General features: G+C 70.7%; 18 protein-coding genes and 1 pseudogene. 11 read left to right on the top strand and 8 right to left on the bottom strand.

Features of this window, described 5'->3' with window-relative positions; all coding sequences use genetic code 11:
- Positions 1–42: 42 nt before the first annotated feature.
- Genes CYL12_RS05990 through CYL12_RS05980 form a run of 3 tightly spaced genes read left to right on the top strand, consistent with a single transcriptional unit; the run spans position 43 to position 1,754 of the window.
- Complete coding sequence (locus tag CYL12_RS05990) at positions 43–519, top strand: carboxymuconolactone decarboxylase family protein (RefSeq protein WP_101846404.1); 477 nt, start codon at positions 43–45, stop codon at positions 517–519.
- Positions 516–1,250 (top strand): tyrosine-protein phosphatase, encoded by a 735-nt coding sequence (locus CYL12_RS05985; protein WP_101846401.1) that lies wholly within the window; start codon positions 516–518, stop codon positions 1,248–1,250. The genes CYL12_RS05990 and CYL12_RS05985 overlap by 4 nt, the downstream gene beginning before the upstream one ends.
- Positions 1,251–1,283: 33 nt before the next feature.
- Positions 1,284–1,754: an SIP domain-containing protein gene (locus tag CYL12_RS05980; protein WP_101846399.1), complete on the top strand. Its 471-nt coding sequence runs from the start codon at positions 1,284–1,286 to the stop codon at positions 1,752–1,754.
- Between the two features lies 1 nt (position 1,755).
- Here CYL12_RS05980 and CYL12_RS05975 read toward each other — a convergent pair whose 3' ends face one another.
- The 4 genes from CYL12_RS05975 to CYL12_RS05960 form a co-directional block, all read right to left on the bottom strand.
- Positions 1,756–2,139 (bottom strand): Fe-S oxidoreductase, encoded by a 384-nt coding sequence (locus CYL12_RS05975; protein WP_233486881.1) that lies wholly within the window; start codon positions 2,137–2,139, stop codon positions 1,756–1,758.
- A 56-nt stretch (positions 2,140–2,195) separates the two neighbouring features.
- Positions 2,196–2,999, bottom strand: coding sequence for an arginase family protein (locus tag CYL12_RS05970; RefSeq protein ID WP_101846395.1), 804 nt, complete (start codon positions 2,997–2,999; stop codon positions 2,196–2,198).
- Between the two features lie 63 nt (positions 3,000–3,062).
- Positions 3,063–3,806, bottom strand: a complete 744-nt coding sequence (locus CYL12_RS05965; RefSeq protein ID WP_101846393.1) for a PspA/IM30 family protein — start codon at positions 3,804–3,806, stop codon at positions 3,063–3,065.
- Between the two features lie 59 nt (positions 3,807–3,865).
- A complete protein-coding gene (locus tag CYL12_RS05960) occupies positions 3,866–5,899 on the bottom strand; it encodes a TPM domain-containing protein (protein ID WP_101846390.1) in 2,034 nt (677 codons plus the stop codon).
- Positions 5,900–6,021: 122 nt separating this feature from the next.
- On the opposite strand from CYL12_RS05960, the gene CYL12_RS05955 reads away from it, so the two are divergent.
- Genes CYL12_RS05955 through CYL12_RS05940 form a run of 4 tightly spaced genes read left to right on the top strand, consistent with a single transcriptional unit; the run spans position 6,022 to position 9,592 of the window.
- Positions 6,022–6,861 carry a DUF3097 domain-containing protein gene (locus CYL12_RS05955; RefSeq protein WP_101846388.1) on the top strand — a complete coding sequence of 280 codons (840 nt, stop codon included), beginning with the start codon at positions 6,022–6,024 and terminating at the stop codon, positions 6,859–6,861.
- Positions 6,862–6,902: 41 nt separating this feature from the next.
- Positions 6,903–7,628 carry a tRNA (guanosine(46)-N7)-methyltransferase TrmB gene (gene trmB, locus CYL12_RS05950; protein WP_101846386.1) on the top strand — a complete coding sequence of 242 codons (726 nt, stop codon included), beginning with the start codon at positions 6,903–6,905 and terminating at the stop codon, positions 7,626–7,628.
- Positions 7,625–8,476: a CPBP family intramembrane glutamic endopeptidase gene (locus CYL12_RS05945; protein ID WP_101846384.1), complete on the top strand. Its 852-nt coding sequence runs from the start codon at positions 7,625–7,627 to the stop codon at positions 8,474–8,476. The genes trmB and CYL12_RS05945 overlap by 4 nt, the downstream gene beginning before the upstream one ends.
- 39 nt (positions 8,477–8,515) lie before the next feature.
- Positions 8,516–9,592 carry a DNA polymerase IV gene (locus CYL12_RS05940; protein WP_101846382.1) on the top strand — a complete coding sequence of 359 codons (1,077 nt, stop codon included), beginning with the start codon at positions 8,516–8,518 and terminating at the stop codon, positions 9,590–9,592.
- Here CYL12_RS05940 and CYL12_RS05935 read toward each other — a convergent pair whose 3' ends face one another.
- From CYL12_RS05935 to CYL12_RS05925, 3 genes are read right to left on the bottom strand one after another with little or no spacing between them, the layout of a single operon-like run.
- On the bottom strand, positions 9,593–9,994 hold the full coding sequence (locus CYL12_RS05935) for a RidA family protein (protein ID WP_101846380.1): 402 nt from the start codon (positions 9,992–9,994) through the stop codon (positions 9,593–9,595). It lies immediately after the preceding gene.
- A gap of 43 nt (positions 9,995–10,037) precedes the next feature.
- Positions 10,038–10,871: a mechanosensitive ion channel family protein gene (locus CYL12_RS05930; RefSeq protein ID WP_101846378.1), complete on the bottom strand. Its 834-nt coding sequence runs from the start codon at positions 10,869–10,871 to the stop codon at positions 10,038–10,040.
- A 39-nt stretch (positions 10,872–10,910) separates the two neighbouring features.
- Positions 10,911–11,297 carry a PLDc N-terminal domain-containing protein gene (locus CYL12_RS05925; protein ID WP_101846376.1) on the bottom strand — a complete coding sequence of 129 codons (387 nt, stop codon included), beginning with the start codon at positions 11,295–11,297 and terminating at the stop codon, positions 10,911–10,913.
- A gap of 183 nt (positions 11,298–11,480) precedes the next feature.
- Here CYL12_RS05925 and CYL12_RS05920 point away from each other — a divergent pair, with 183 nt between their 5' ends.
- The 4 genes and pseudogenes from CYL12_RS05920 (at position 11,481) to CYL12_RS05905 (ending at position 16,852) form a co-directional block, all read left to right on the top strand.
- Positions 11,481–13,151: a SulP family inorganic anion transporter gene (locus tag CYL12_RS05920; protein ID WP_233486845.1), complete on the top strand. Its 1,671-nt coding sequence runs from the start codon at positions 11,481–11,483 to the stop codon at positions 13,149–13,151.
- Between the two features lie 106 nt (positions 13,152–13,257).
- Complete coding sequence (locus CYL12_RS05915; protein ID WP_101846374.1) at positions 13,258–14,238, top strand: FUSC family protein; 981 nt, start codon at positions 13,258–13,260, stop codon at positions 14,236–14,238.
- A gap of 197 nt (positions 14,239–14,435) precedes the next feature.
- Positions 14,436–14,744: pseudogene (locus CYL12_RS17530) on the top strand (hypothetical protein); the annotation flags it as partial.
- A gap of 62 nt (positions 14,745–14,806) precedes the next feature.
- On the top strand, positions 14,807–16,852 hold the full coding sequence (locus CYL12_RS05905; RefSeq protein ID WP_101846369.1) for a LuxR C-terminal-related transcriptional regulator: 2,046 nt from the start codon (positions 14,807–14,809) through the stop codon (positions 16,850–16,852).
- 24 nt (positions 16,853–16,876) lie between these two features.
- Here CYL12_RS05905 and CYL12_RS05900 read toward each other — a convergent pair whose 3' ends face one another.
- Positions 16,877–19,219 carry an arylsulfatase gene (locus CYL12_RS05900; RefSeq protein ID WP_101846367.1) on the bottom strand — a complete coding sequence of 781 codons (2,343 nt, stop codon included), beginning with the start codon at positions 19,217–19,219 and terminating at the stop codon, positions 16,877–16,879.
- Between the last annotated feature and the right edge of the window lie 74 nt (positions 19,220–19,293).

Here is a 19,293-nt window from a genome sequence, read left to right as displayed (position 1 = left end):
CCTGGACCGTCTCCTGCCTTCGGTGCCGAATATCATGGAGGTATGACCGAACAGCGCGTGCACCTGTCCAAGACGGAGCCTGCGGCCTACCAGGCCCTCGACGCCTTCTCGAAGACGGTCGGCACGATCTGCGCCGAGAACGGGATCGACGACCGCCTGAAGGAGATCGTCATGATCCACTGCTCGCAGCTGAACGGCTGCAGCTATTGCACGCGGATCCACGTGGACCGTGCGGTCGCCGCCGGCCTGGACGCCGACACGATCAGCCAGATCGCCGTGTGGCGCGAGAGCGGTGTGTTCAGCGATCGGGAGCGCGCTGCGCTGGAACTGGCGGAAGCCTTCACGTTCATCGCGGAGGATGGCATCTCCGATGATGTCTACGACCTCGTCGGGAGCGTGTTCACCGAGAAAGAGTACGCCGCGTTGAGTTGGGCGTGCGTGTCGATCAACGCCTTCAACCGCATCGTCATCGCCGGGCGCTACCCCGTGCCCCCGCGCGGCTCCCAGGCGGGCGCGTGACGATCCTCGACGTCGAGGGCGTCACGAACGTCCGGGACGTCGGCGGGATCCCCGCGGAGGGCGGACGCATCCGCCGCGGCGTCCTGCTGCGGTCAGGGCAGCTCTCCACAGCGACGACGAACGGTGCGGCGCTCCTGCGGTCGACGGTCCGTCACATCGTCGACCTCCGCGACGGTGAGGAGGTCGCCGCGGAACCGAGCGAGATCGAGGGACCGGAGACGACCCATCTCCCACTGTTCCTCGGCTCCGTGCGCTCCTTCTTCGAATCCGATACCAGTCTCGATGACCTGTACCTGCACCTGCTGGAGGAGAGCGGCGAGCGACTCGTCGCCGCCGTCCGGGTGATCGCCGTGGGGGAGCCGACCCTGGTGCACTGCACCGTCGGCAAGGACAGGACCGGGGTGACGGTCGCGCTGGCGCTCTCCGCGGTCGCCGCGGACAGGGAAGCGGTCATCGCCGACTACGCCCTCACCGAGTCGCAGCTCCCTGTCGAGCGGTCGCAGCGCATCGCCGCGTACCTTCGGGCACAGCACCCCGAGGCGGTGCACGCCGTCGATCTGGCCACCCGCTCGCCGGCGGAAGTGATGCGGCGCCTCCTCGCGCAGGTGGACGAGCGCTGGGGTTCGGCGGCCGGCTACCTCCGTGCGAACGGCATGACGGACGCCGAGCTCGAGGCCCTCCGCGAAGCCCTCGTCGAGCCGCTGCCACCGGAAACCTCCGCCGAAGGTTAGGCAAGCCTTTGCTTGGTGTACGATGGGATCACCATGGACACCACGCTCGACACCCGGGGCACGCGTGCGGAACGCCGCGCAGCGCGCCGTCGCGCACACCATCTGGTGACCGCCGACGAGCATTCGCTGCTCGACCTCGAAGCGTTCCTCGCGACCCTCCCGCTCTGCGCCTCCGGTCGGATCTTCATCGAGGTGCCCGATGCCACCGACATCGGCGTCATCGATGCCCCCGGCCGCATGACGGTCACCTGGCTCGCGCGCTCGTCGCGCTCCGGAGTCCCGGGTAGCGGTCGCGGCTGCGCCCCCGGTCAGGCCCTGGCCCGAGCCACCTGCGCGTGGGCTGACGAGATGCTGGTGGACGACGAGGTCGAGACCCACGTCACCCTGCTCGGGGGCTACCTCGGCACCGCCGACATCGTCGAGCACCTCACGGGCCGTCTCGGCGTCGCCGCGAACCGGATCCGGGTGCCCGAGCGCTTCGGGCTGCTCCCCGTCGAGAACTGAATCAGCGGGCGCGGCGCACGTAGTTGCCGTCTTCCAGCCCCGCTTCGATCTCGAAGCGATTCCGCAGCGGGTCCCGTCCAGCGAACAGATAGAGCGCCGGCATCAGGAAGCCGTAGCGCAGCCACTGCTGCTTGTGCACGGCCTCGTGGCGCAGAACAGCCTCGGTGGGCCGCGCATCGCCGGTCAGGAAGCAGCCGCCCACGCACACACCGCCGCGATGGAAGGTCCAGCGGGGCATGCCGCCGAAGACCCAGAGGCCGGAGCGTCGCTCGATCGGGCCGGTGCTCCACAGCGCCCCCCAGACCCAGCCGACGGCGGTGCCCCAGAGGTAGCCCAGGCGACTGATCGGGGAGCGCAGCAGGAAGGAAGGGATCCGGCGGTCCATCCGGCGGCCGCGCGCGAGACGGTCGGCGGCGATCGTCTCCCAGCCCGGCTGCGGCGTCACGCGACGGCTCCGACGAGGCGCAGCAGTGCCCCGAGGTCGTCGACGGCATCGGCCGGTGTACGCGGAGCGAAGCCCGCGATGGTCGCTCCGGCGAGCGGTATCCGGGCGCGCAGCTCCTTGAGGGCGGTGCTCAGAGCGGCAGGGGTGACGCCGAAGGGGACGGCAGAGGACACGCCGCCGAACGATCCGGGGTCCAGCACGTCCACGTCGATGTGCACCCAGACGCGCCGGGCTCCGGTCGCCTGCACGGCGTCGGCGAGCGCGGCGGGATCGTCCAGGTCGGTGACCCCGAGGTTTCGCACGCGCGCGAGCTCGTCGGCCTCGGCATCGTCCACGGCGCGGACGCCCACGGCGACCACGCGGTCGCGGGCGACCCCGGGGGAGAGGGCGAGCTGCGACTCTCCTTCGCCGAGCACGGCGCGCAGAGCCATGCCGGAGAACGCCCCGGACGGCGACGTCTCCGGCGTGTGCAGGTCGGCGTGCGCGTCGCACCAGACGACGGCGAGGTCGTCCGTACCGCCGGGGAGCGTGTCGAGAGCGGCCACCGTGATGCTACAGTCGCCGCCGATCAGCACGGTCCCTGCTTCGAGATGCCCCGCCACGAGCTCCCGCGTGCGCAAGAGCGCGCTGAGACGTCGGACGCCCGTGCCGAGCGACTCACCGGCTTCGACGGGGACGTCCAGCACGGTCGTCGCCGCGCGCGGCAGGTCGCCCGCGATGGCGGCGGCGCCGTCGACGAGGAGCATCGCGCGCGCGGCGGGTGAACCCTGCCACTGCGGTACGACGAGGAAACGCACCATAGGAGACCTCCGGAGCCGGGAACGGCGGATGCCCGGGCACGGGCCCGGGCATCCGCGACGGTGTCAGTTGCCTTCGAGGGCCTGCCGCGGCGCGCTGCCGCCGGCCTTCAGCTCGGCGAGTCGTGCCTCGACCTCGGTGAGCTCTCCGAGGTCTTCGAGGCTCTCGAACTGCGCGTCGAGGCTGGACGCGGCGATCTCCGCCTTGCCCTGGGCGATGGCCTCCTGCCGACGGACCTTGTCCTCGAACCGACCCAGTTCGCTGGTGGGGTCGAGCACGTTGATCGAGCTGACCGCGTCCTGCACCTTGGTCTGCGCCTCGGCGACCTTGGCGCGGGCGAGGAGCTCGCTGCGCTTGTTCTTCAGCTCGTTGAGCTTGTCCTTCATGCCGTTCAGGCCGCTCTTGAGCTTGTCGACGATCTCCGTCTGGGCCGCGATCTGCGGCTCCGCGCCGGTGGCCTCGCGCTCGGCGCTGATCTGGCGCTGCAGGGCGATCTTCGCGAGGTTGTCGAACTTGTCGGCGTCGGCGGTGTTGCCCGCGCCGCGCATCTCGTCGGCCTTGCGGCTGGCGGCCAGGGCCTTGTTGCCCCACTCGGTCGCCGCCTGCACGTCTTCCTCGTGGTCCCGCTCCAGCAACCGCAGGTTGCCGATGGTCTCCGCGATGGCGGACTCGGCGTCGGCGATGCTGTTGGTGTAGTCGCGGACGAGCTGGTCGAGCATCTTCTGCGGGTCCTCCGCAGAATCGAGGAGGGCGTTGATGTTCGCGCGGACGAGAGTGGAGATCCGTCCGAAGATGGACTGCTTGGTCATGCGTGGTTCCTTTCAGAGGGGCGTCTTCGAGAGCTTGGCGTATGTGTCTGTGCGGAGGATCAGAAGCGTCGACCTCCGGAGCGTCCGCGGCCGCCGCCGCTGCGGGAGCCGCCGCCGAAGCCGGAGCTGCGGAAGCCTCCGGACGAGCGCCAGCTGCTGCTGCGTCGCGAGGAGCCGCCGCCTCCGCCGCCGCCGGCGAGGAGTCCGCCGATGATCCCGCCGAGGATGTCGCCGCCGATGCCGGAGCCGCCCGAGCGGGAGCCGGAACCGCTGAAGAGACCGCCCCAGCCGTCGTCCGCGTAGCCGCCGGGGGAGTACGCGCGCAGGTCGGCCTCCGCCGCGGATGTGGCCTCGCGCGCCAGACTGAGGGCGCGCTGCGCCTCGGCGAGGGCGCGTTCGACCTCGGTCGCGCGCAGGGTGAGCGCCTGGGTGAGCGCGGCGTCCGCCGCGGCGAGCCGGGTGCGGGCAGTGGACCCCACCGTGCCGCGGCGCGTCTCGATGAAGTCACGCGCGGCGCGGATCTCGGATCCGGCCTGGACGAGCGTCTGCTCGAGGAGCTGCTGTGCTCGGCGCGCGCGGTCCACGGCTTCGCGCCCCTGGGCGATCGCGCCGTCGATCTGGGCGTTCGCGGCGGTGAGGGCGTCCAGGGCGCGCTGCGGGTTCCGCGGCGTGCCGAGGAGTTCAGCGTGCGCGGCCTGCAGCTGCGCGGTGACGGCGCCGGACGCGGAGGCCAGAGTTCCGGACGGATCGGGGAGCTGCGCTGCTGCCGTGACATCGGCCTGCAGCTCCGCGACGAGAGACTGCGCCTGCGCTTCGATGGCGGACAGCTCGGTGCCGAGGGCGGTGATCGCCTGGACCAGCTGCGCGGCCTGCGCGACCGCCTGTTCGGCGGTGCGGATCGCGAACGCGGCCTCCCCGCTGCGCCCGGCGGTCAGCGCCTGAGCCGCCGCGTCGATCGAGCGATCTGCGAGGGCCGCACGTTCCTGCGCCTGAGCGGGATTGTCCGCCACGGTGGTCAGCGCGCTCTGGTCGTACGTTTCGGAGAGAGCGGCGAGCGCGGGTGCGGCCGAGGCGAGGAGCGGCGTCAGCTCGTCGCGCTCCCGACGCACGCGCTCCAGTTCCTGCGGCGCGTTCTCCTGCAGCTTGCGCAGCTCGTCGAACGCCTCGGTGTTGTCGTCGAGGATGTCGTCGATCTCGTCGGCGAGCCGGATGATGCGGATGTGCCACGCGCGCCGGTCGTGGATGGAGTCCTCGATCTCGTCGTCGAGCTTCTGCCGGAGGTCGAACGCCTCGGCGATCTTCGCCTTCGCCTCGTCGACGGCGCGGGAGAACGCCGCGGTCGCCCCCTCGCCGTATTGCGCCACGGCGAAGCCCAGCTCCTCCCGGCTGGAGGTGATGGCGTCGTCGGCGCGGACCAGTGCGACGCCGGCCTGCTGGTCGACCTGCGCATCGGTCAACGTCGAGAAGGGGTCGGCGGGATCGGGGGTCTCCGGCATGGCGCCCCGCTCACGGACGGCCGCGTTGCGGCGCGCGCGTCGGATCAGCGCCACGATGAGCCAGATCAGGAGCGCGACGGCCACCACCCCGACGACGATCAGGGTGACGCGGAGCGCCCCGGCACCGCCGTCGCCCTGGATCTCGTCGGCGGCGAGCGTGATCGCCCCGACCCAGTCTCCGCTGCCGGCGAGTGGGGCGATGGCGTCCTCGACAGCGGCGAGCTGCCCGTCGCTCAGCGGACCGGAGGAATCGGCGGAGATGTAGAGGCTCCGCCCCTCGACGGCGATCGCGAGCAGGTACTGATCCGGGCCGAGGCCGTTGTCGTTCGCGACCTGGTCGGCCCAGGCGACGCTGTCGCTCGGACTGGTGAAGTCGTCGACGAGAACGACGAAGAGGTCGGCGGAGGAGTTCGCCGTGAGCTCCTGCAGTCGCGCCTCGACCTGTTCCTCCTCGGAGGGGGAGAGGACATCGGCCTGGTCGGTCACATACCCGGAGTCGAGCGAGAGCGGGTCGGTCGCCGATGCCGCCGAGGCGGACAGCGCACCCGTCGCGACCGCGAGAGCCAGAGCAGCCAGCGTCAGCCACCGTTTCGTCATCGTGTTCCCTCCGACCGGCAGCCGAGCCCCATGTGTCGAGTCTATGCATTGGGTCCGACACGCGACAGCACTCGCGCGCGTCTCACCGTTCGCCCTCAGCGGAGACACATACGCTGGAAGGCATGGACGACAGGTACGGAGCGGACGTGCTGGCGGCAGGATGGCGTGAGCGGGGTGCGAAGCCCGTGCCGCAGGTGGCCGCGGAGCTCGACCTCGTGGTCGAGGTCGCGGCGGACGGCTTCTGCGGGGCGGTCACGAAGGTGCAGGGCGGCACCGTGGAACTCGAGGATCGGCTCGGGCGGCGGCGCCTGTTCCCCCTCGGCGGCGGCTTCCTCATCGACGGCGCGCCGGTCCGCCTCGCGGTGCCTTCCGCCTCCGCGCAGGGCCCGCGCCGCACGGCGTCCGGCTCCTTCGCCGTCGCGGACCAGCGCGCGCGGACGGCGCTCCCCAGCCGCATCCTCGTCGAGGGACGGCACGATGCCGAGCTGGTGGAGAAGGTGTGGGGGGCGGACCTGCGCGTCGAGGGCGTCGTCGTCGAGTACCTGCAGGGCGTGGACCTGCTCGACGAACTCCTCGCGGCGGAGCCGCCGAGCGCGCGGCGGCGCTACGGCGTGCTCGTCGACCACCTCGTACCGGGGTCGAAGGAGTCGCGCATCGCCGACGCCGTCGCCCGCGGCCCGCACGGCCGTCACGTCCGCATCGTCGGACACCCTTTCGTCGACGTCTGGCAGTGCGTCACCCCGCGCGCGCTCGGGATCGCGGCGTGGCCGGAGATCCCGCGCGGCGTCGACTGGAAGACCGGCATCTGCCGGGCCTTCGGCTGGCCGCACGACACGCAGGCGGACACAGCCCGCGCCTGGCAGCACATCCTGTCGAAGGTCACGACCTATCGCGACCTCGAGCCCGCCCTCCTCGGCCGCGTGGAGGAGCTGATCGACTTCGTCACCGAGCCCGTCGTCTGAGCGCGTCGGGGCGCGGCGCCGCCGACAGCTACCCTGGATCCATGCCCGAACCGCGTACTTTCCGCGACGAACCGGTGTCCTTCGTGCGCCGGAGCGGCCGGATGTCCGAGGCGCAGGAGCGCGCCTTCTCCGACCTCGCCCCGCACTACCTGCTGGATGTGCCGCGCGCGGTGGCGTGGACCTCCGTGCACCCCGATGCACGGCTCGACATCGCTGCCGAGTACGGCAGGGAGGCGGATCTCTTCGTCGAGATCGGATCGGGTCAGGGGCACGCCATCGTCGCGGCCGCCACGAGCCGTCCGCACGACGACTTCCTCGCCGTGGAGGTCTTCCGAGCCGGGGTCGCCCGGACCATGCTCGACGCGGATCGGGCAGGCGCCCGGAATCTGCGCGTCGTCGAGGCCAACGCGCCGGAGGTGCTCTCCTCGTACCTGCCGGAGGCCGCGGCGGCCGAGGTGTGGATCTTCTTCCCCGATCCTTGGCACAAGAAGCGCCACACCAAGCGTCGTCTGGTGCGTCCGGGGTTCGGCGGCACGGCTGCACGGGCGCTGCGCGACGGCGGGTTGCTCCGGCTGGCGACGGACTGGGAGGACTACGCGCTGCAGATGCGCGAGGTCCTCGACGCTGATCCCGTCTTCGAGCGGGCGTTCGACGGCGACTGGGCCGAGCGGTTCGACGGTCGCGTGATGACCGCCTTCGAGCGGAAGGGCATCGCGAAGGGTCGCGACATCCGTGATCTCGTCTATCGCCGACGGGAGCGTGCATGACCCAGGCCCCGACGGTCGCCCCCGTGGGCGCGCGGGTCGTGCCGGCAGCACTGGTGTGCGGTGCCGCCCCCGCCTTCTTCGTCGCGGCGCTGCCCTGGCTCGGCTGGCTGCTGCTGGCGCTCGGGCTCGCGATCGCCGCGGTTCTCGAACGCCGCGGGCAGGCACGCACCGCGGCCGACGGCCCCCGGTCGCCGTCGCTCACCAGAGACCTCGCCCTGATCGCGGTCGGCATGCTGATCGTGAGCGTCATCCCCCTCGCGGCTGAGCTCGACAACCTGGCGATGCTGCGCTTCACGCTCGCGCTCGGCGGCGCGGTGCTCGTGCCTTATCTGCTCTCGCGATTCGCCTTCCGAGACCGCGCGATCCGGTTCCCCTGGCGGACGGGGCAGCGCTGGGGGAAGCTCCACTGGGGCTGGCTCGTCGCCGTGCTCGTGCTCGGCTGGCTGATCCTGCCTTACTACTTCATCACCAGCGGTGTGTACCAGAACTGGCCGGTTGTGGACACGCCGGACCTCATCGCCCGGCTCTTCGTCGGCGTCGGCGCGGTCGGCATCTGGGACGAGCTGTTCTTCATCTGCACCGTCTTCGCGCTGCTGCGCCGTCATTTCCCCGATGCGCTGGCGAACGTGCTGCAGGCCGTCGTGTTCGTCTCCTTCCTCTGGGAGCTGGGGTACCGGGAGTGGGGGCCGCTGCTGACCATCCCGTTCGCGCTCCTGCAGGGGTTCATCTTCCTCCGGACGCACTCGCTGGCCTACGTCGTCACGGTGCACCTGCTCTTCGATGCCGTCGTCTTCGCCGTCCTCGTCCACGCCCACAACCCGGGACTCCTGCCGATCTTCCTCGTCTGACGGGGTGACTTCCCGGCCGTCAGCGGTCACACTCGATGCATGGCCGAGTGGGTGCTGCACGTCGACATGGACCAGTTCATCGCCGCGGTCGAGGTGCGACGCCGCCCGGAGCTCGCGGGGCGCCCGCTGATCGTCGGGGGACGGGGAGACCCGACGGAGCGAGCGGTCGTGTCGACCGCGTCGTACGAGGCCCGTGCCTTCGGGATCGGCTCGGGGATGCCGTTGAAGATCGCGGCGCGGAAAGCGCCGGAGGACGCGGTGTTCCTGCCCGTGGATCACGCGGAGTACGAGCGTGCATCCGACGAGGTGATGGCGGCGCTGCGGACACTGCCGGATATGGTGCTCGAGGTGATCGGGTGGGACGAGTGCTTCCTCGGCGTCACCACCGACGAGCCGGAGGTGGTGGCGCGGACCGCGCAACAGGCGGTGCAGGAGGCCACGGGTCTGCACTGTTCCGTCGGGATCGGTGACAACAAGGTGCGGGCGAAGATCGCGACGGAGTTCGGCAAGCCGCAGGGCGTCTTCCGGCTGACGGGCGACAACTGGTTCGCCGTGATGGGAGACCGGCCCACCCGTGACCTCTGGGGTGTGGGACCGAAGGTCCAGAAGAGGCTCGCGGGGCACGGCATCATCACGGTGCGGGAACTCGCGGCGGCGGACGAGGCGGCGCTCGTGGCGGAGTTCGGCCCGAAGATGGGGCGGTGGTACCTCGGCCTGGGTTCCGGGCTGGGGCCCCGCATCGTGGACAACACGCCCTGGGTCGCGCGAAGTCACAGTCGGGAGACCACGTATCAGCAGAACCTCACGACACGCGACGCCGTGCAGGCGGCGCTGAAGGAGCTCGCGGGACAGGCGTTCGACGACTGCGCCGCCGAAAAGCGTCCGGTGATGCGGGTGCACCTCAAGGTGCGGTACGCGCCGTTCGAGACGAAGACCTTCGGCCGGAAGCTCCTGGCGCCGACGACGGACCGCGAGGAGGTCGTCGCGGCGGCGCTCGCCCTGGGCGAGACCCTCGACGGTGACCGGGAGGTGCGGCTCCTCGGCGTGCGTGCCGAGATGACCATGCCCGACGTGCCGGACGGTGTCGAGCGCACGCCCGTACGCGGCCGCATCTGATCAGTCGCCGACCATCGCCGCGATCGCGCTCACCTCGATGAGGGCTCCGGGCACGCCGAGGCCAGCCACCCGGGCGGCGGTCACCAGAGGCGGAGCACCGTCCCGGGCGAGGGTGGAGGCCACGGCGCCGTACGCCGCTCGCAGATCAGCGTCCTGGTGGATGAGGATGGTCCAACTCACGACGTCGTCGAGCGTCGCCCCCGCGGACTCCAGCGCGAGCCGCGCGTTGTCGAGAGCGCGGAGCGACTGTGCGCCGACATCGGAGGAGACGACGGCGCCGGAGGCATCGACGCCGTTCTGCCCGCCGATGTAGACGGTGGTGGCTCCGCCGGGAATGACGGCGGCGTGGCTGAAGGCCGGGCTGCGGACGAGGCCGTCCGGCTGCAGGAAGGTGATGTCCATGGCCCGATCTTGCCCGAGGGGACCGACATCGCGCACCCGTGTCCTAGACGGGATCGGAGGGTACCAGCGGAGGCGCGGCAGGGACGCTGGTGACCGTGCCGGTCACGCCGAGCGCGCCGAGAGCGTCGAACACGGCGACCACGACGGCGGCGCTCACCGCAGCTCCGTGCAACGGGTGATGCCAGAACTGCAGCCGCGCGATCAGTCGGTCGTCGCTCACGCTGAGCACGAGCGCCCGGACGGCCTCCCCGCGGTGCACACCCTCCGCCGTCGATGCGGCGGCGATGAGCGGTCCGAGGAGATCGTCGATCCGCGTCGATCCGTTCCGCCGCACTCGGACCTCCACGTCGCTGCGTCGGGCTCCGTGCGTGGAGTCGTTGACGACCGGGTCGGAGAGCAGTCGCGCGTTCGGGATGTGGAGGGTGCGGCCGTCCACGGTGTGCAGGATGACGGCGCGGGCGTTGAGCTCGGTCACCGTGCCGGCGATCACCGTGTCCAGCGCTTCGACGACGATCTCGTCGCCGATGCGGACGGTCTGTCGCGCCTGCAGTAGCACCCCCGCAGCGAAGTTGTCGGCGACACCGCGGAGCACGAGGATCGCGACGATACCGAGGATGACGACGATCGCGAGGAGGGGCTGCACGTTGGCGCCGAGCATCGCGAGGGCGATGCCGAAGCCCAGCAGGAGGATGGCGTAGCCGACGAACTGCGCGATCGCGGTCCCGACGGCGGCCGAGATCCCCGGCGCGCGGCGGAGGAGGGCGGTGGTGCCGCGGCGCGCGAACCGGGAGAGGATCCAGGTCGCGATCGCGACGAGCAGCGCGAGCAGCAGCTGCCACCAATCGATGTCGGTGGGCAGGAGATCCTGCAGGTCCATACCGCAGCCTCCTCCGGCCGGTGGCAGCCGCTCGCCGTGTTACTGGAGAGCCTTCACTTTGAGGAGCGAGTACTCGTCCGGCGTGATCGTGCCGGCGTCGAGGAGGGCCTTGGCCTTGGCGATCTCCTCGCTCGGACTGCTGCCCGCGACCTGCTGGATGTACGCGTTCGCGGCCTCCTGCGCCCGCCGGGCCTCAGCGGCGCTGCGTTCGGCCATGCCGTTGCCGCGGGCGATGAGGTACACGAGCGCGGTGAGGAACGGGACGAAGATCAGGAAGAAGACCCACACCGCCTTCCACCAGCCGCTCAGCTTGTGGTCACGGAACAGGTCCCCGATGATCGCGAACAGCGCGAAGAGATACGCGGTGAAGGCGAAGATCCACAGGAACCACCAGATGATGTCCCAGAACGATGCCCAAAATCCCATGACTGCTCCTCTCTCGGTGCCCGCCGTGGCCGGGGGCACGCTGGGACCATACCGGCGGGCGTGGCGCCGGCGCACCGGTTCCGCGTCGAGTTCACCCTGGTGACTCGCCGACCGAGAGGCTCCCGGTCCTCCGCGGCCGTGCCGCCGGCAGTACGCTTCCCTCGACGGCGGAGGGAGCCCCTTATGAGCGCAGCGCGCAGACCGTCCTGGTTGCTGAGCACCCTGGACGGCTACCAGCGCCGCTGGATCGTGCGCGATGTGCTGGCCGGACTGTCCGCGGGTGCGGTCGTGGTGCCGCAGGCCATGGCGTACGCCACCATCGCGAACCTCCCGGTCGAAGTCGGTCTCTACACGTGCATCGTGCCGATGTTCGTGTACGCGCTCCTGGGCGGCAGCAGGGCGATGAGCGTCTCCACGACGTCGACCATCGCCACCCTCACCGCGACGACGCTGGTCTCGGCGGGTGTCGCCGCGGGCGCGGACGACGCGATCGGTGCGCTCATGATGCTCACTCTCCTCGTCGGCGTCGTCCTGCTGCTGGCGCGTGCCTGCCGACTGGGGTCGCTCGTCGAGAACATCAGCGGAGCCACCGTCCTCGGATTGAAGATCGGCGTCGGGGCGACCGTCGCGGTGGGGCAGCTCCCGAAGCTCCTGGGGGAGTCCTTCGACTTCTCCGGCCACGGGTTCCTCCGCTCTCTCTTCGCCGTCGGCGGAGCATTCGACAGCGTCAACGTGCCCACCGTCCTGCTCTCGGTCGGCTCCATCGCCACCCTGCTCCTGCTCAAGCGCTTCGCCCCGCGGGTCCCCGGCACGCTCGTCGTCGTCGCCGGGGGGATGCTGCTCGTGGGGATCGGCGGAATCGACGATCTCGGCGTCGACCTGATCGCGCCGGTGGCCGGCGGCCTCCCGACCCCGGGCATCCCCGACGTCTCGGAGGCGGTCGCACTCGTCCCTGGGGCGCTCGCCATCGCGGTGATGGCCTTCCTCGAGTCCGCTGCTGTCGCGCGGAGTCTGCGCCAGGCGAGGGAACCGCAGATCGACAGCGATCAGGAGTTGTTCGCGACCGGGGCGGCGAACACCGTCGGCGCGTTCTTCGCGGCCATGCCGGCGGCGGGGGGATTCTCGCAGAGCGCCGTCAACCAGGGTGCCGGTGCCCGTTCCCAGCTCGCGACGCTGACGACCGTGGCGCTCGCCGTCCTCGTCGCGCTCTTCCTCGCCCCCGTGCTCAGTTTGCTCCCCGAGGCGACGCTCGCCGCGATGGTCTTCACCGCGGTGGCCGGACTCATCAACATCCCCGAGCTCGTGCGGTGGGCGCGCATCAGCAGGATGGACTTCTGGGTGGCCACCGCCGTCGCGGCGATCGGTCTGACGGCGGGGCTCCTCCCTGCCGTGGCCGTCGGCGTCGTGGTGACGCTGGTCCTCGTGCTGCGTGAGCTGAACATCCCTCGCGTCCGCGTGGTGGACCGGCGGGGAAGCGCGCTCGGTCTGGAGCTCGAGCGAGGGTTGTACACCGCGAATGCGCTCGCCAACGAGCGCCTCATCGTCGAGACCGTCACCGCTCAGGCCGAACCGGTGCGCACGGTGGTCCTCGGTCTGCCGCAGCAGGTCGTGATGTCGATCACGGTGCTCGACGCGCTGGAGTCCCTCGATCGGGAGCTGAGTCAGCTCGGCGTGCAGCTCCAGCTCGCCGCCCTGCCGCAGGACGCCGTCGTCGTCGCGGCGCGGACGCCGTGGTACACCGCGTTGGCCGAGGCGGGGCGCGTGCACCCCGCCGTCGAGGCGGGGCTCCAGGCCTCCGCCGATGCCGAGCCGAGCGGCGGCGTTCACCCGGGTGAAGTGCCCGACGAGCGCTGACGTGCGGCCGCCCCCTCCCTAGGCTGACGGCACGGAGGAATCCTGGGACGACCGAGACGGGGGAGACGATGCCCAGCCGCAGCCAGCACCGGGGAGCGAGGCCGGGATGGCGGCGCGCGGGGCCCTGAGCTGGCAGTGGTCGCGATTCGGTCTCGGTGTGCTCTACGCCGTGCCCACGATCGTCGTCGCGCCGTTCGACCCCGCGGTCGCACTGGCGCTGAGCATCGGGGTCCTGCCGGCAGCCGTCGTCGGACTGCCCCCGCGGCGACGGGCCAGGGCGGCGATCCCGTTCCTCGGTGCCCTCGTCGCTCTGGGCCTCTTGCTCGGGGCGGCACTCGCCCTGGTGCCGGTCCTCGCCGTGCTCGCTCTCGCCCTGCTCTCCGTGGGGGCCAGCATGCTCGCGGCGCGAGGGCGCGCGGGACAGCTCGCACTGACCCTCGTCCTGCCCCTGGTCGGCATCGGCCTCAGCTTTCCGTTCTCGGCCGCCACGATCGCCGTGGCGGCCGCGATCCTCGCGGGTTCCGTCTACGCATGGCTCGTGGCACTGCTCTGGCCGGAACGATCGATCGGTGACGGTACGCCGGCTGCCGTGCCGAAGGGGCGCGCCATGGTCGTCTACGGGGTGCTGCTGGGGGCGGCCGCGGCGACAGCGGCCGCCATCGGCTTCGCGCTGGGGCTCGAGCACGTGGGCTGGGCCACCGGTGCGGTGCTGCTCGTCATGCGCCCGGTGCGCGGGCAACTCGTGCTGCGGAGCGTCGGACGTGCGACCTCCGTGCTCGTCGGGGCGCTGGCCGCCGCCGGCTTCGCCGTGCTGTCCCCGAACGGGGCGATGGTCGGCGTGGCCATCGGCCTCACTCTCGGGTCCCTCTGCGCCGTGCAGGAGAGCAGGTGGTACGTCGCGCCGGCCTTCACGACCTTCCTGGTGCTCACCCTGCTGCTGTCGACCTCGGCCGAGCCCCCTGCCGCCCGGTTCCTGGAACGCACCCTGGAGACCCTTCTCGGCATCGCGCTCGCGCTGTTCTTCGGGGCCCTGGTCCCGGCACTGCTCGCGATGCGGAGACCGGAAGGGGCGAAGGTCTCCGAATGAGTCGTGACACGATTCGCTCTTGCGGGATCGCTCCCACCCTGCAATAGACTGCACGCGAGGGGGGAGCAAGAATCGAAATCGGGGGGTTTCGAGTGCTGCACAATGCCTGGAAGACGGGAACGGGCGAGAGCCCGGCACCCGTGTCGGGGAAGGGTGAGGTCCGTCGAGAGCGGCTGCTCTCACGGCTGACGGCCGCGATGGACGGGCCGTGGACCCTCACGCTCGTGAGCGCGCCGGCGGGCTCGGGGAAGACGAGGCTGCTCTCGCAGTGGGCGCAGGACCTCCGCACCGTTCCCGACATCGAGTTGGTGTGGGTGGCTCTGGAACGCGGAGAAGCGGACCTGCCCCTGGTGCGTACGGCCCTCGAGCGGATCGACGACCGTGGCCTGCAGGACGCCCTCGCCGGCGTGCCCACCGTGCGCTCCGCCGCCACGGCGCGCGCGCTCGCTCGTGCCCTCCAGGAGGCGAAGAGCCGTATCGTCATCGTCGTCGACAACGTGCATCGGGTGGAGGACGAGGAGACGGCCCAGCCAGGGCCATCCCTCTCGCGCGCCGACGCATCGCGGGAGTGGCGCTCGAGCTCGACGCCCGCGCTCTCGCCTTCACTCCCGCCGAGGTCCGGTCGTTCTTCCGAGCCCGAGGCATCAGGCTCTCCCAGGGGGAGATCAGCACGGTCCTCGCCCGCACGGAGGGATGGGCCACCGGCCTACAGCTCATGATGCTCGACGCGGCAGGGGAGCGGGCCGTCCTTCCCCACCCGCTGCGCGGGGACGCCCCCGAGGTCGTGGACTACTTCGTGGAGGAGGTCCTCGCCGACCTGGACGGCGAGCTCCGGTCCTTCCTGGAGGCGACGGCAGTCGTCGAGTCCTTCACCGCCGAGCTCGCGGCCGTGCTCTCCGAAGCCGGGACGGTCCCGGCGCTGATCGACCGCCTGCTCCGCCTGCAGGTCCTCGTCGGCCCCGACGCCGCGGAGCCGCCGCAGTACCGGTATCCGCCGCTGCTGCGGGAATTCCTGCTCGGGCGTCTCCGAGAGACCGGCGTCGACCGTGTGGAGGAGCTGCACCGGCGGGCGGCGGACTGGTTCGCCGGGCAGCGTCAGCCGCTCCTCGCGTTGCGTCATGCCGTGCGCGGTGGCGAGACGGCCTGCACGACCGGTGTCCTCCGTCGGTGCGGAATGCAGCTGGTGTTGGACGGCCGGGCGGATCTGGTGCGGGAGGTGATGGCGGAGCTGCCCGTGACGCGGCAGGCCGTGCCGACCGTGCGCATGCTGATCGCCGCGGCGGAACTGAGCAGCGGGGACGTCTCGACGGCCGTGATCGTCACCGCGAGCGGCGAGGGCGAGTCCGACGCCGCACGACGCTGGCGGTACGGGATCGCGCTGCACACCGCGCTGCGGCGAGGCGGGATCGCCGAAACCCTCGACGCCGCCGGCGCCGATCTGCGGAACCTCAGCGGCGAAGATCAGCTCGACACCTACGCCCTCCTCGAGGCGGCGACCGCCGAGCTGTACGTGGGCCGGCTCGACCGCGCGGAAGCGGATGCCCGGCTGGCGGCGGATCTCGCCCGCGCGATCGGGGCGCGGGCGGCAGAGCTCCAGGCGGAGGCCGTGCTCGCCACGAGCGTCCTCTTCCGGGGCAGACTCCGAGACGCGATCGAGGCGGGACTCGCTCTGGAGCACCGGTGGCGAGAGCTCGACGAGCCGGACAACGCGTTCTTCGAGGTGACGCGGGTCTGGCGCTTCTGGGTTCCCTACGAGGAGATGCAGCCCCTCGCGGAGGGCGAGACCTTGCAGGGCGCAGCGCGAGTGATCGCCGACGCCGGAGAGGCGGCGATCGGGCGGGGGCTGCACGGAATGCGCGCCCTGCTCGCGGCGGACCTGGCGAGCGACCCCCGGGAAGCCGCCGTCCTGCTCCTGGACACCCTGACTCCCCGGGAAGACCTGCCGCTCCCGCCGCATTGGTACGCCATGATGGGGCCGTTCGCCGTACACGCCTTCGACCGGCTGGGCGAGCCGACGCTCCGCGACCGATTCATCGCCGACCTCGAGGATGCACTGGGGGATACCGGCGACGTGCTCGTTCTCCGGGCGATCGCCGCCGTTCATGACCGCCGCGAGGGCATCGCCCGCGGGGCGCTCGCTCCGGTGCTGGAAGGGAGCGTGCCGTGTCTGCTGCCGGCCTCCGTGATCGACGCGTGGCTGGTGGAAGCCGAGCTCGACGTGCACGAGGGTGAGCCGGACCGCGCGCAGTTCGCGCTGGCGACCGCTCTCGCCCTCGCTGAACCGGAGGACCACGTGCGCCGCGTCGCCGAGGCGGGCCCGATCGTGTCGCGACTGCTGGCGGCCAGGGCGACGGCGGGAGCCCGGACGCACTTCGCCGATCGGGTACGGGAGCGGCTGTCTGCCGCCGGAGTCCTCGTCGAGGAGGAGCTGACGCAGCGGGAGCGCATCGTGCTGAGCGCCTTGAGCCGCAACGCCACGCTGCGGCAGATCGCACAGCAGGAGTACATCTCCCCGAACACGGTGAAGACGCACGTGCGCAACATCTACCGCAAGCTGGGGGTCTCGGATCGCGACGGGGTGACGGCAGCCGCCCAGGCCCTCGGATTGCTCTGAGGGACGGGGCGGCCGCCGTCGGGGTCAGTCGCGGGCCATGGCCGCCGCCAGGTGCGCCTCCAGGTCGAGGTAGGCGTCGTCGGCGATGTCGAACACGACCTGGGCGATGCTCCCGCCGCGGAAGTCGAAGCCGTAGCCGTACAGGGACGACACGGGGTCGGCGCTGTCCCGCCCGATCGTCAGGCCCTCACCGCAGAGGGAGAAGTGACCGAGGACCGTGCGGATCTGCTTCTCGGCGACCTGCTCCTCGTCGATGTAGAGCCGCGCGGGACCGACGCCCTCCCGGTACTCGCCCATGCTCTCCTTGACGAACTCGACGCCGATGATGTGCTTCCCCGAGGTCGGCGCAGGGCCGGAGATGCGGTCCTCGGGCGGGATGCCCAGGAAGTTGTAGACGTAGTGCACCTCGCCGTCCTTGACCACCAGAGCGTGTCCGCCGAATCGGGAGCCGTGCGCGAAGATGACGCCCTCGGTTTCCGGGGTGAACTCGACTTCCGCCGCGATCTTGAAGGAGACGCCGTGGGTGTTCGCCGCCGACCGCTCCGGCACTTCGCTGGTGCCGGGGTAGTAGACGAACCGACCGGAGGGTGGCGCCGGCTGATGGAACTCCATCGCCACGAAGGTCTCGAAGTCCTTCGGGTTGCCGATGATTTGAAGGTCGTTCAGGGGAAGCACCGCATTGGCCTTCGCCTCCTCCATCCAGAGCGCCTTGAGTTCCTCGAGCTTGTCCGGATGCTCCGCGGCGAGGTTGACGGCCTCGGCACGGTCGACGTCGGTGTGGTACAGCTCCCACTCGTCCTCGTCGAAGTGCCCCTTTCCGCTGATCGGTCCGTGGACGGTGACGGCCTTCCAACCCTTGTGCCAGATGCCGCGCTGCCCGAACATCTCGTAGTACTGCGTCTCCTTCTCCGTCGGCGCCTCCGGGGCGGCGTCGAAAGAGTACGCCATCGAGACACCGGAGAGCGGCGTCTGTTCGATGCCGCCATACACCTCGGGGAAGTCGACGCCGCAGGCCTCCAGGATCGTCGGGACGATGTCGGTCGAGTGGTGGTACTGATGACGGATCTCGCCGCGCGCGCGGATGCCGGCCGGCCAGTGGATCACGAGCGGATCGCAGACGCCTCCCTGATAGGTGTAGCGCTTGAACATCTTGTAAGGTGTCGAGAACGCCGCGGCCCACCCCGTCGGGTAGTGGTTGTACGTGTCGGGGGAGCCGAGCTTGTCGACCATGCGCAGGTTCTCGGCCTCGTCGTCCGGGTACCCGCCGAAGATCTTGCCCTCGTTCACCGAGCCGTTCGGGCTGCCTTCGCCGGAGGCGCCGTTGTCGGCGCAGTAGATGATGAGGGTGTTGTCGAGCTGGCCCGACTCCTCCAGGTAGTCCACGATGCGGCCGACCTGGGCGTCGGTGTACTCGCTGAAGCCGGCGTAGACCTCCGCCATGCGTGAGAACATCGCCTTCTCCTCGTCGTTCAGTGAGCTCCAGGGGCGCACCTCATCGGCAGCGGCGAAGGCGCCTTCCGGCATGGGGTTCAGCGCGGTGAGCTCCGTGCCCTCCGGGACGATCCCTTTCTCGATCATCCGGGCGAGCACCCATTCGCGGTAGGCCTCGTAGCCGTCGTCGAAAGCCCCCTTGTACTTGTCGATGTACTCCTGCGGTGCGTGATGCGGCGCGTGATTGGCGCCGGGGCAGAACCAGAGGTACCAGGGCTTGTCCGGCTCGGTCTGCTTCACGTCCCGGATCATCGACAGCGCCTGGTCGGCGAGGTCCTTCGACAGGTGGTAGCCCTCTTCGGGGAGGTAGGGCTGGTCGATGTAGTGGTTGTCCTCGGCGAGCGAGGGATACCAGTTGTTGGTCTCCCCGCCGATGAAGCCATAGAACCGGTCGTAGCCCTGCGCCAGCGGCCAGTGCTTCTTGGAGGCGCCGGCCGTCCACTCGTCGATCGGGACGTTGTGGTTCTTGCCCACCCAGAACGTCGACCAGCCGGCGTCGCGGAGGACGTGGGCCATCGTGGTGTTCGAGTCCGGGATGTGGGAGTTGTAGCCGGGGAACCCCGTGGACGACTCCGAGATCGTCGCGAAACCGTTGAGATGGTGGTTGCGTCCGGTGAGGAACGTCGACCGGGTGGGGGAGCAGAGGGCCGTCGTATGCCACTGGGAGTACGTCAGACCGTTCTGCGCCAGGCGGTCCATGGTCGGCATGTTGATGCGTCCGCCGTACGGGGACCAGGCCGCCATGCCCGTGTCGTCATAGAGCACGACGAGCACATTCGGCGCGCCCTCGCGCGGCTTCGCCGGGAGGAAAGCATCCCAATCCGCCTCCGAGTCGCGGACGTCGAGTTCGATTCTGCCCTGGAAGTCACGGGCCATGTCCATCTCCTTCATCTCTGCCGAACCGCCTTTCCCCGCACAGTACTGTCGTCCTCTCGTGGGGTCACCAGCCG

This window comes from Zhihengliuella sp. ISTPL4, from assembly GCF_002848265.1.
Taxonomy (GTDB): domain Bacteria; phylum Actinomycetota; class Actinomycetes; order Actinomycetales; family Microbacteriaceae; genus Microbacterium.
The sequence above is the reverse complement of the archived record's forward strand: the minus strand, read 5'-3'. Positions and strand labels throughout refer to the sequence as shown.

Excerpts from the sequence above, each read along its gene's own strand:
- CYL12_RS05975 (WP_233486881.1), bottom strand. The coding sequence starts at position 2,139 with ATGGACCGCCGGATCCCTTCCTTCCTGCTGCGCTCCCCGATCAGTCGC.
- CYL12_RS05945 (WP_101846384.1), top strand. The coding sequence starts at position 7,625 with ATGACCCAGGCCCCGACGGTCGCCCCCGTGGGCGCGCGGGTCGTGCCG.
- trmB (WP_101846386.1), top strand. The coding sequence starts at position 6,903 with ATGCCCGAACCGCGTACTTTCCGCGACGAACCGGTGTCCTTCGTGCGC.
- CYL12_RS05970 (WP_101846395.1), bottom strand. The coding sequence starts at position 2,999 with ATGGTGCGTTTCCTCGTCGTACCGCAGTGGCAGGGTTCACCCGCCGCG.
- CYL12_RS05940 (WP_101846382.1), top strand. The coding sequence starts at position 8,516 with ATGGCCGAGTGGGTGCTGCACGTCGACATGGACCAGTTCATCGCCGCG.
- CYL12_RS05980 (WP_101846399.1), top strand. The coding sequence starts at position 1,284 with ATGGACACCACGCTCGACACCCGGGGCACGCGTGCGGAACGCCGCGCA.
- CYL12_RS05990 (WP_101846404.1), top strand. The coding sequence starts at position 43 with ATGACCGAACAGCGCGTGCACCTGTCCAAGACGGAGCCTGCGGCCTAC.
- CYL12_RS05965 (WP_101846393.1), bottom strand. The coding sequence starts at position 3,806 with ATGACCAAGCAGTCCATCTTCGGACGGATCTCCACTCTCGTCCGCGCG.
- CYL12_RS05925 (WP_101846376.1), bottom strand. The coding sequence starts at position 11,297 with ATGGGATTTTGGGCATCGTTCTGGGACATCATCTGGTGGTTCCTGTGG.
- CYL12_RS05920 (WP_233486845.1), top strand. The coding sequence starts at position 11,481 with ATGAGCGCAGCGCGCAGACCGTCCTGGTTGCTGAGCACCCTGGACGGC.
- CYL12_RS05960 (WP_101846390.1), bottom strand. The coding sequence starts at position 5,899 with ATGACGAAACGGTGGCTGACGCTGGCTGCTCTGGCTCTCGCGGTCGCG.
- CYL12_RS05935 (WP_101846380.1), bottom strand. The coding sequence starts at position 9,994 with ATGGACATCACCTTCCTGCAGCCGGACGGCCTCGTCCGCAGCCCGGCC.
- CYL12_RS05930 (WP_101846378.1), bottom strand. The coding sequence starts at position 10,871 with ATGGACCTGCAGGATCTCCTGCCCACCGACATCGATTGGTGGCAGCTG.
- CYL12_RS05900 (WP_101846367.1), bottom strand. The coding sequence starts at position 19,219 with ATGGCCCGTGACTTCCAGGGCAGAATCGAACTCGACGTCCGCGACTCG.
- CYL12_RS05915 (WP_101846374.1), top strand. The coding sequence starts at position 13,258 with ATGGCGGCGCGCGGGGCCCTGAGCTGGCAGTGGTCGCGATTCGGTCTC.
- CYL12_RS05955 (WP_101846388.1), top strand. The coding sequence starts at position 6,022 with ATGGACGACAGGTACGGAGCGGACGTGCTGGCGGCAGGATGGCGTGAG.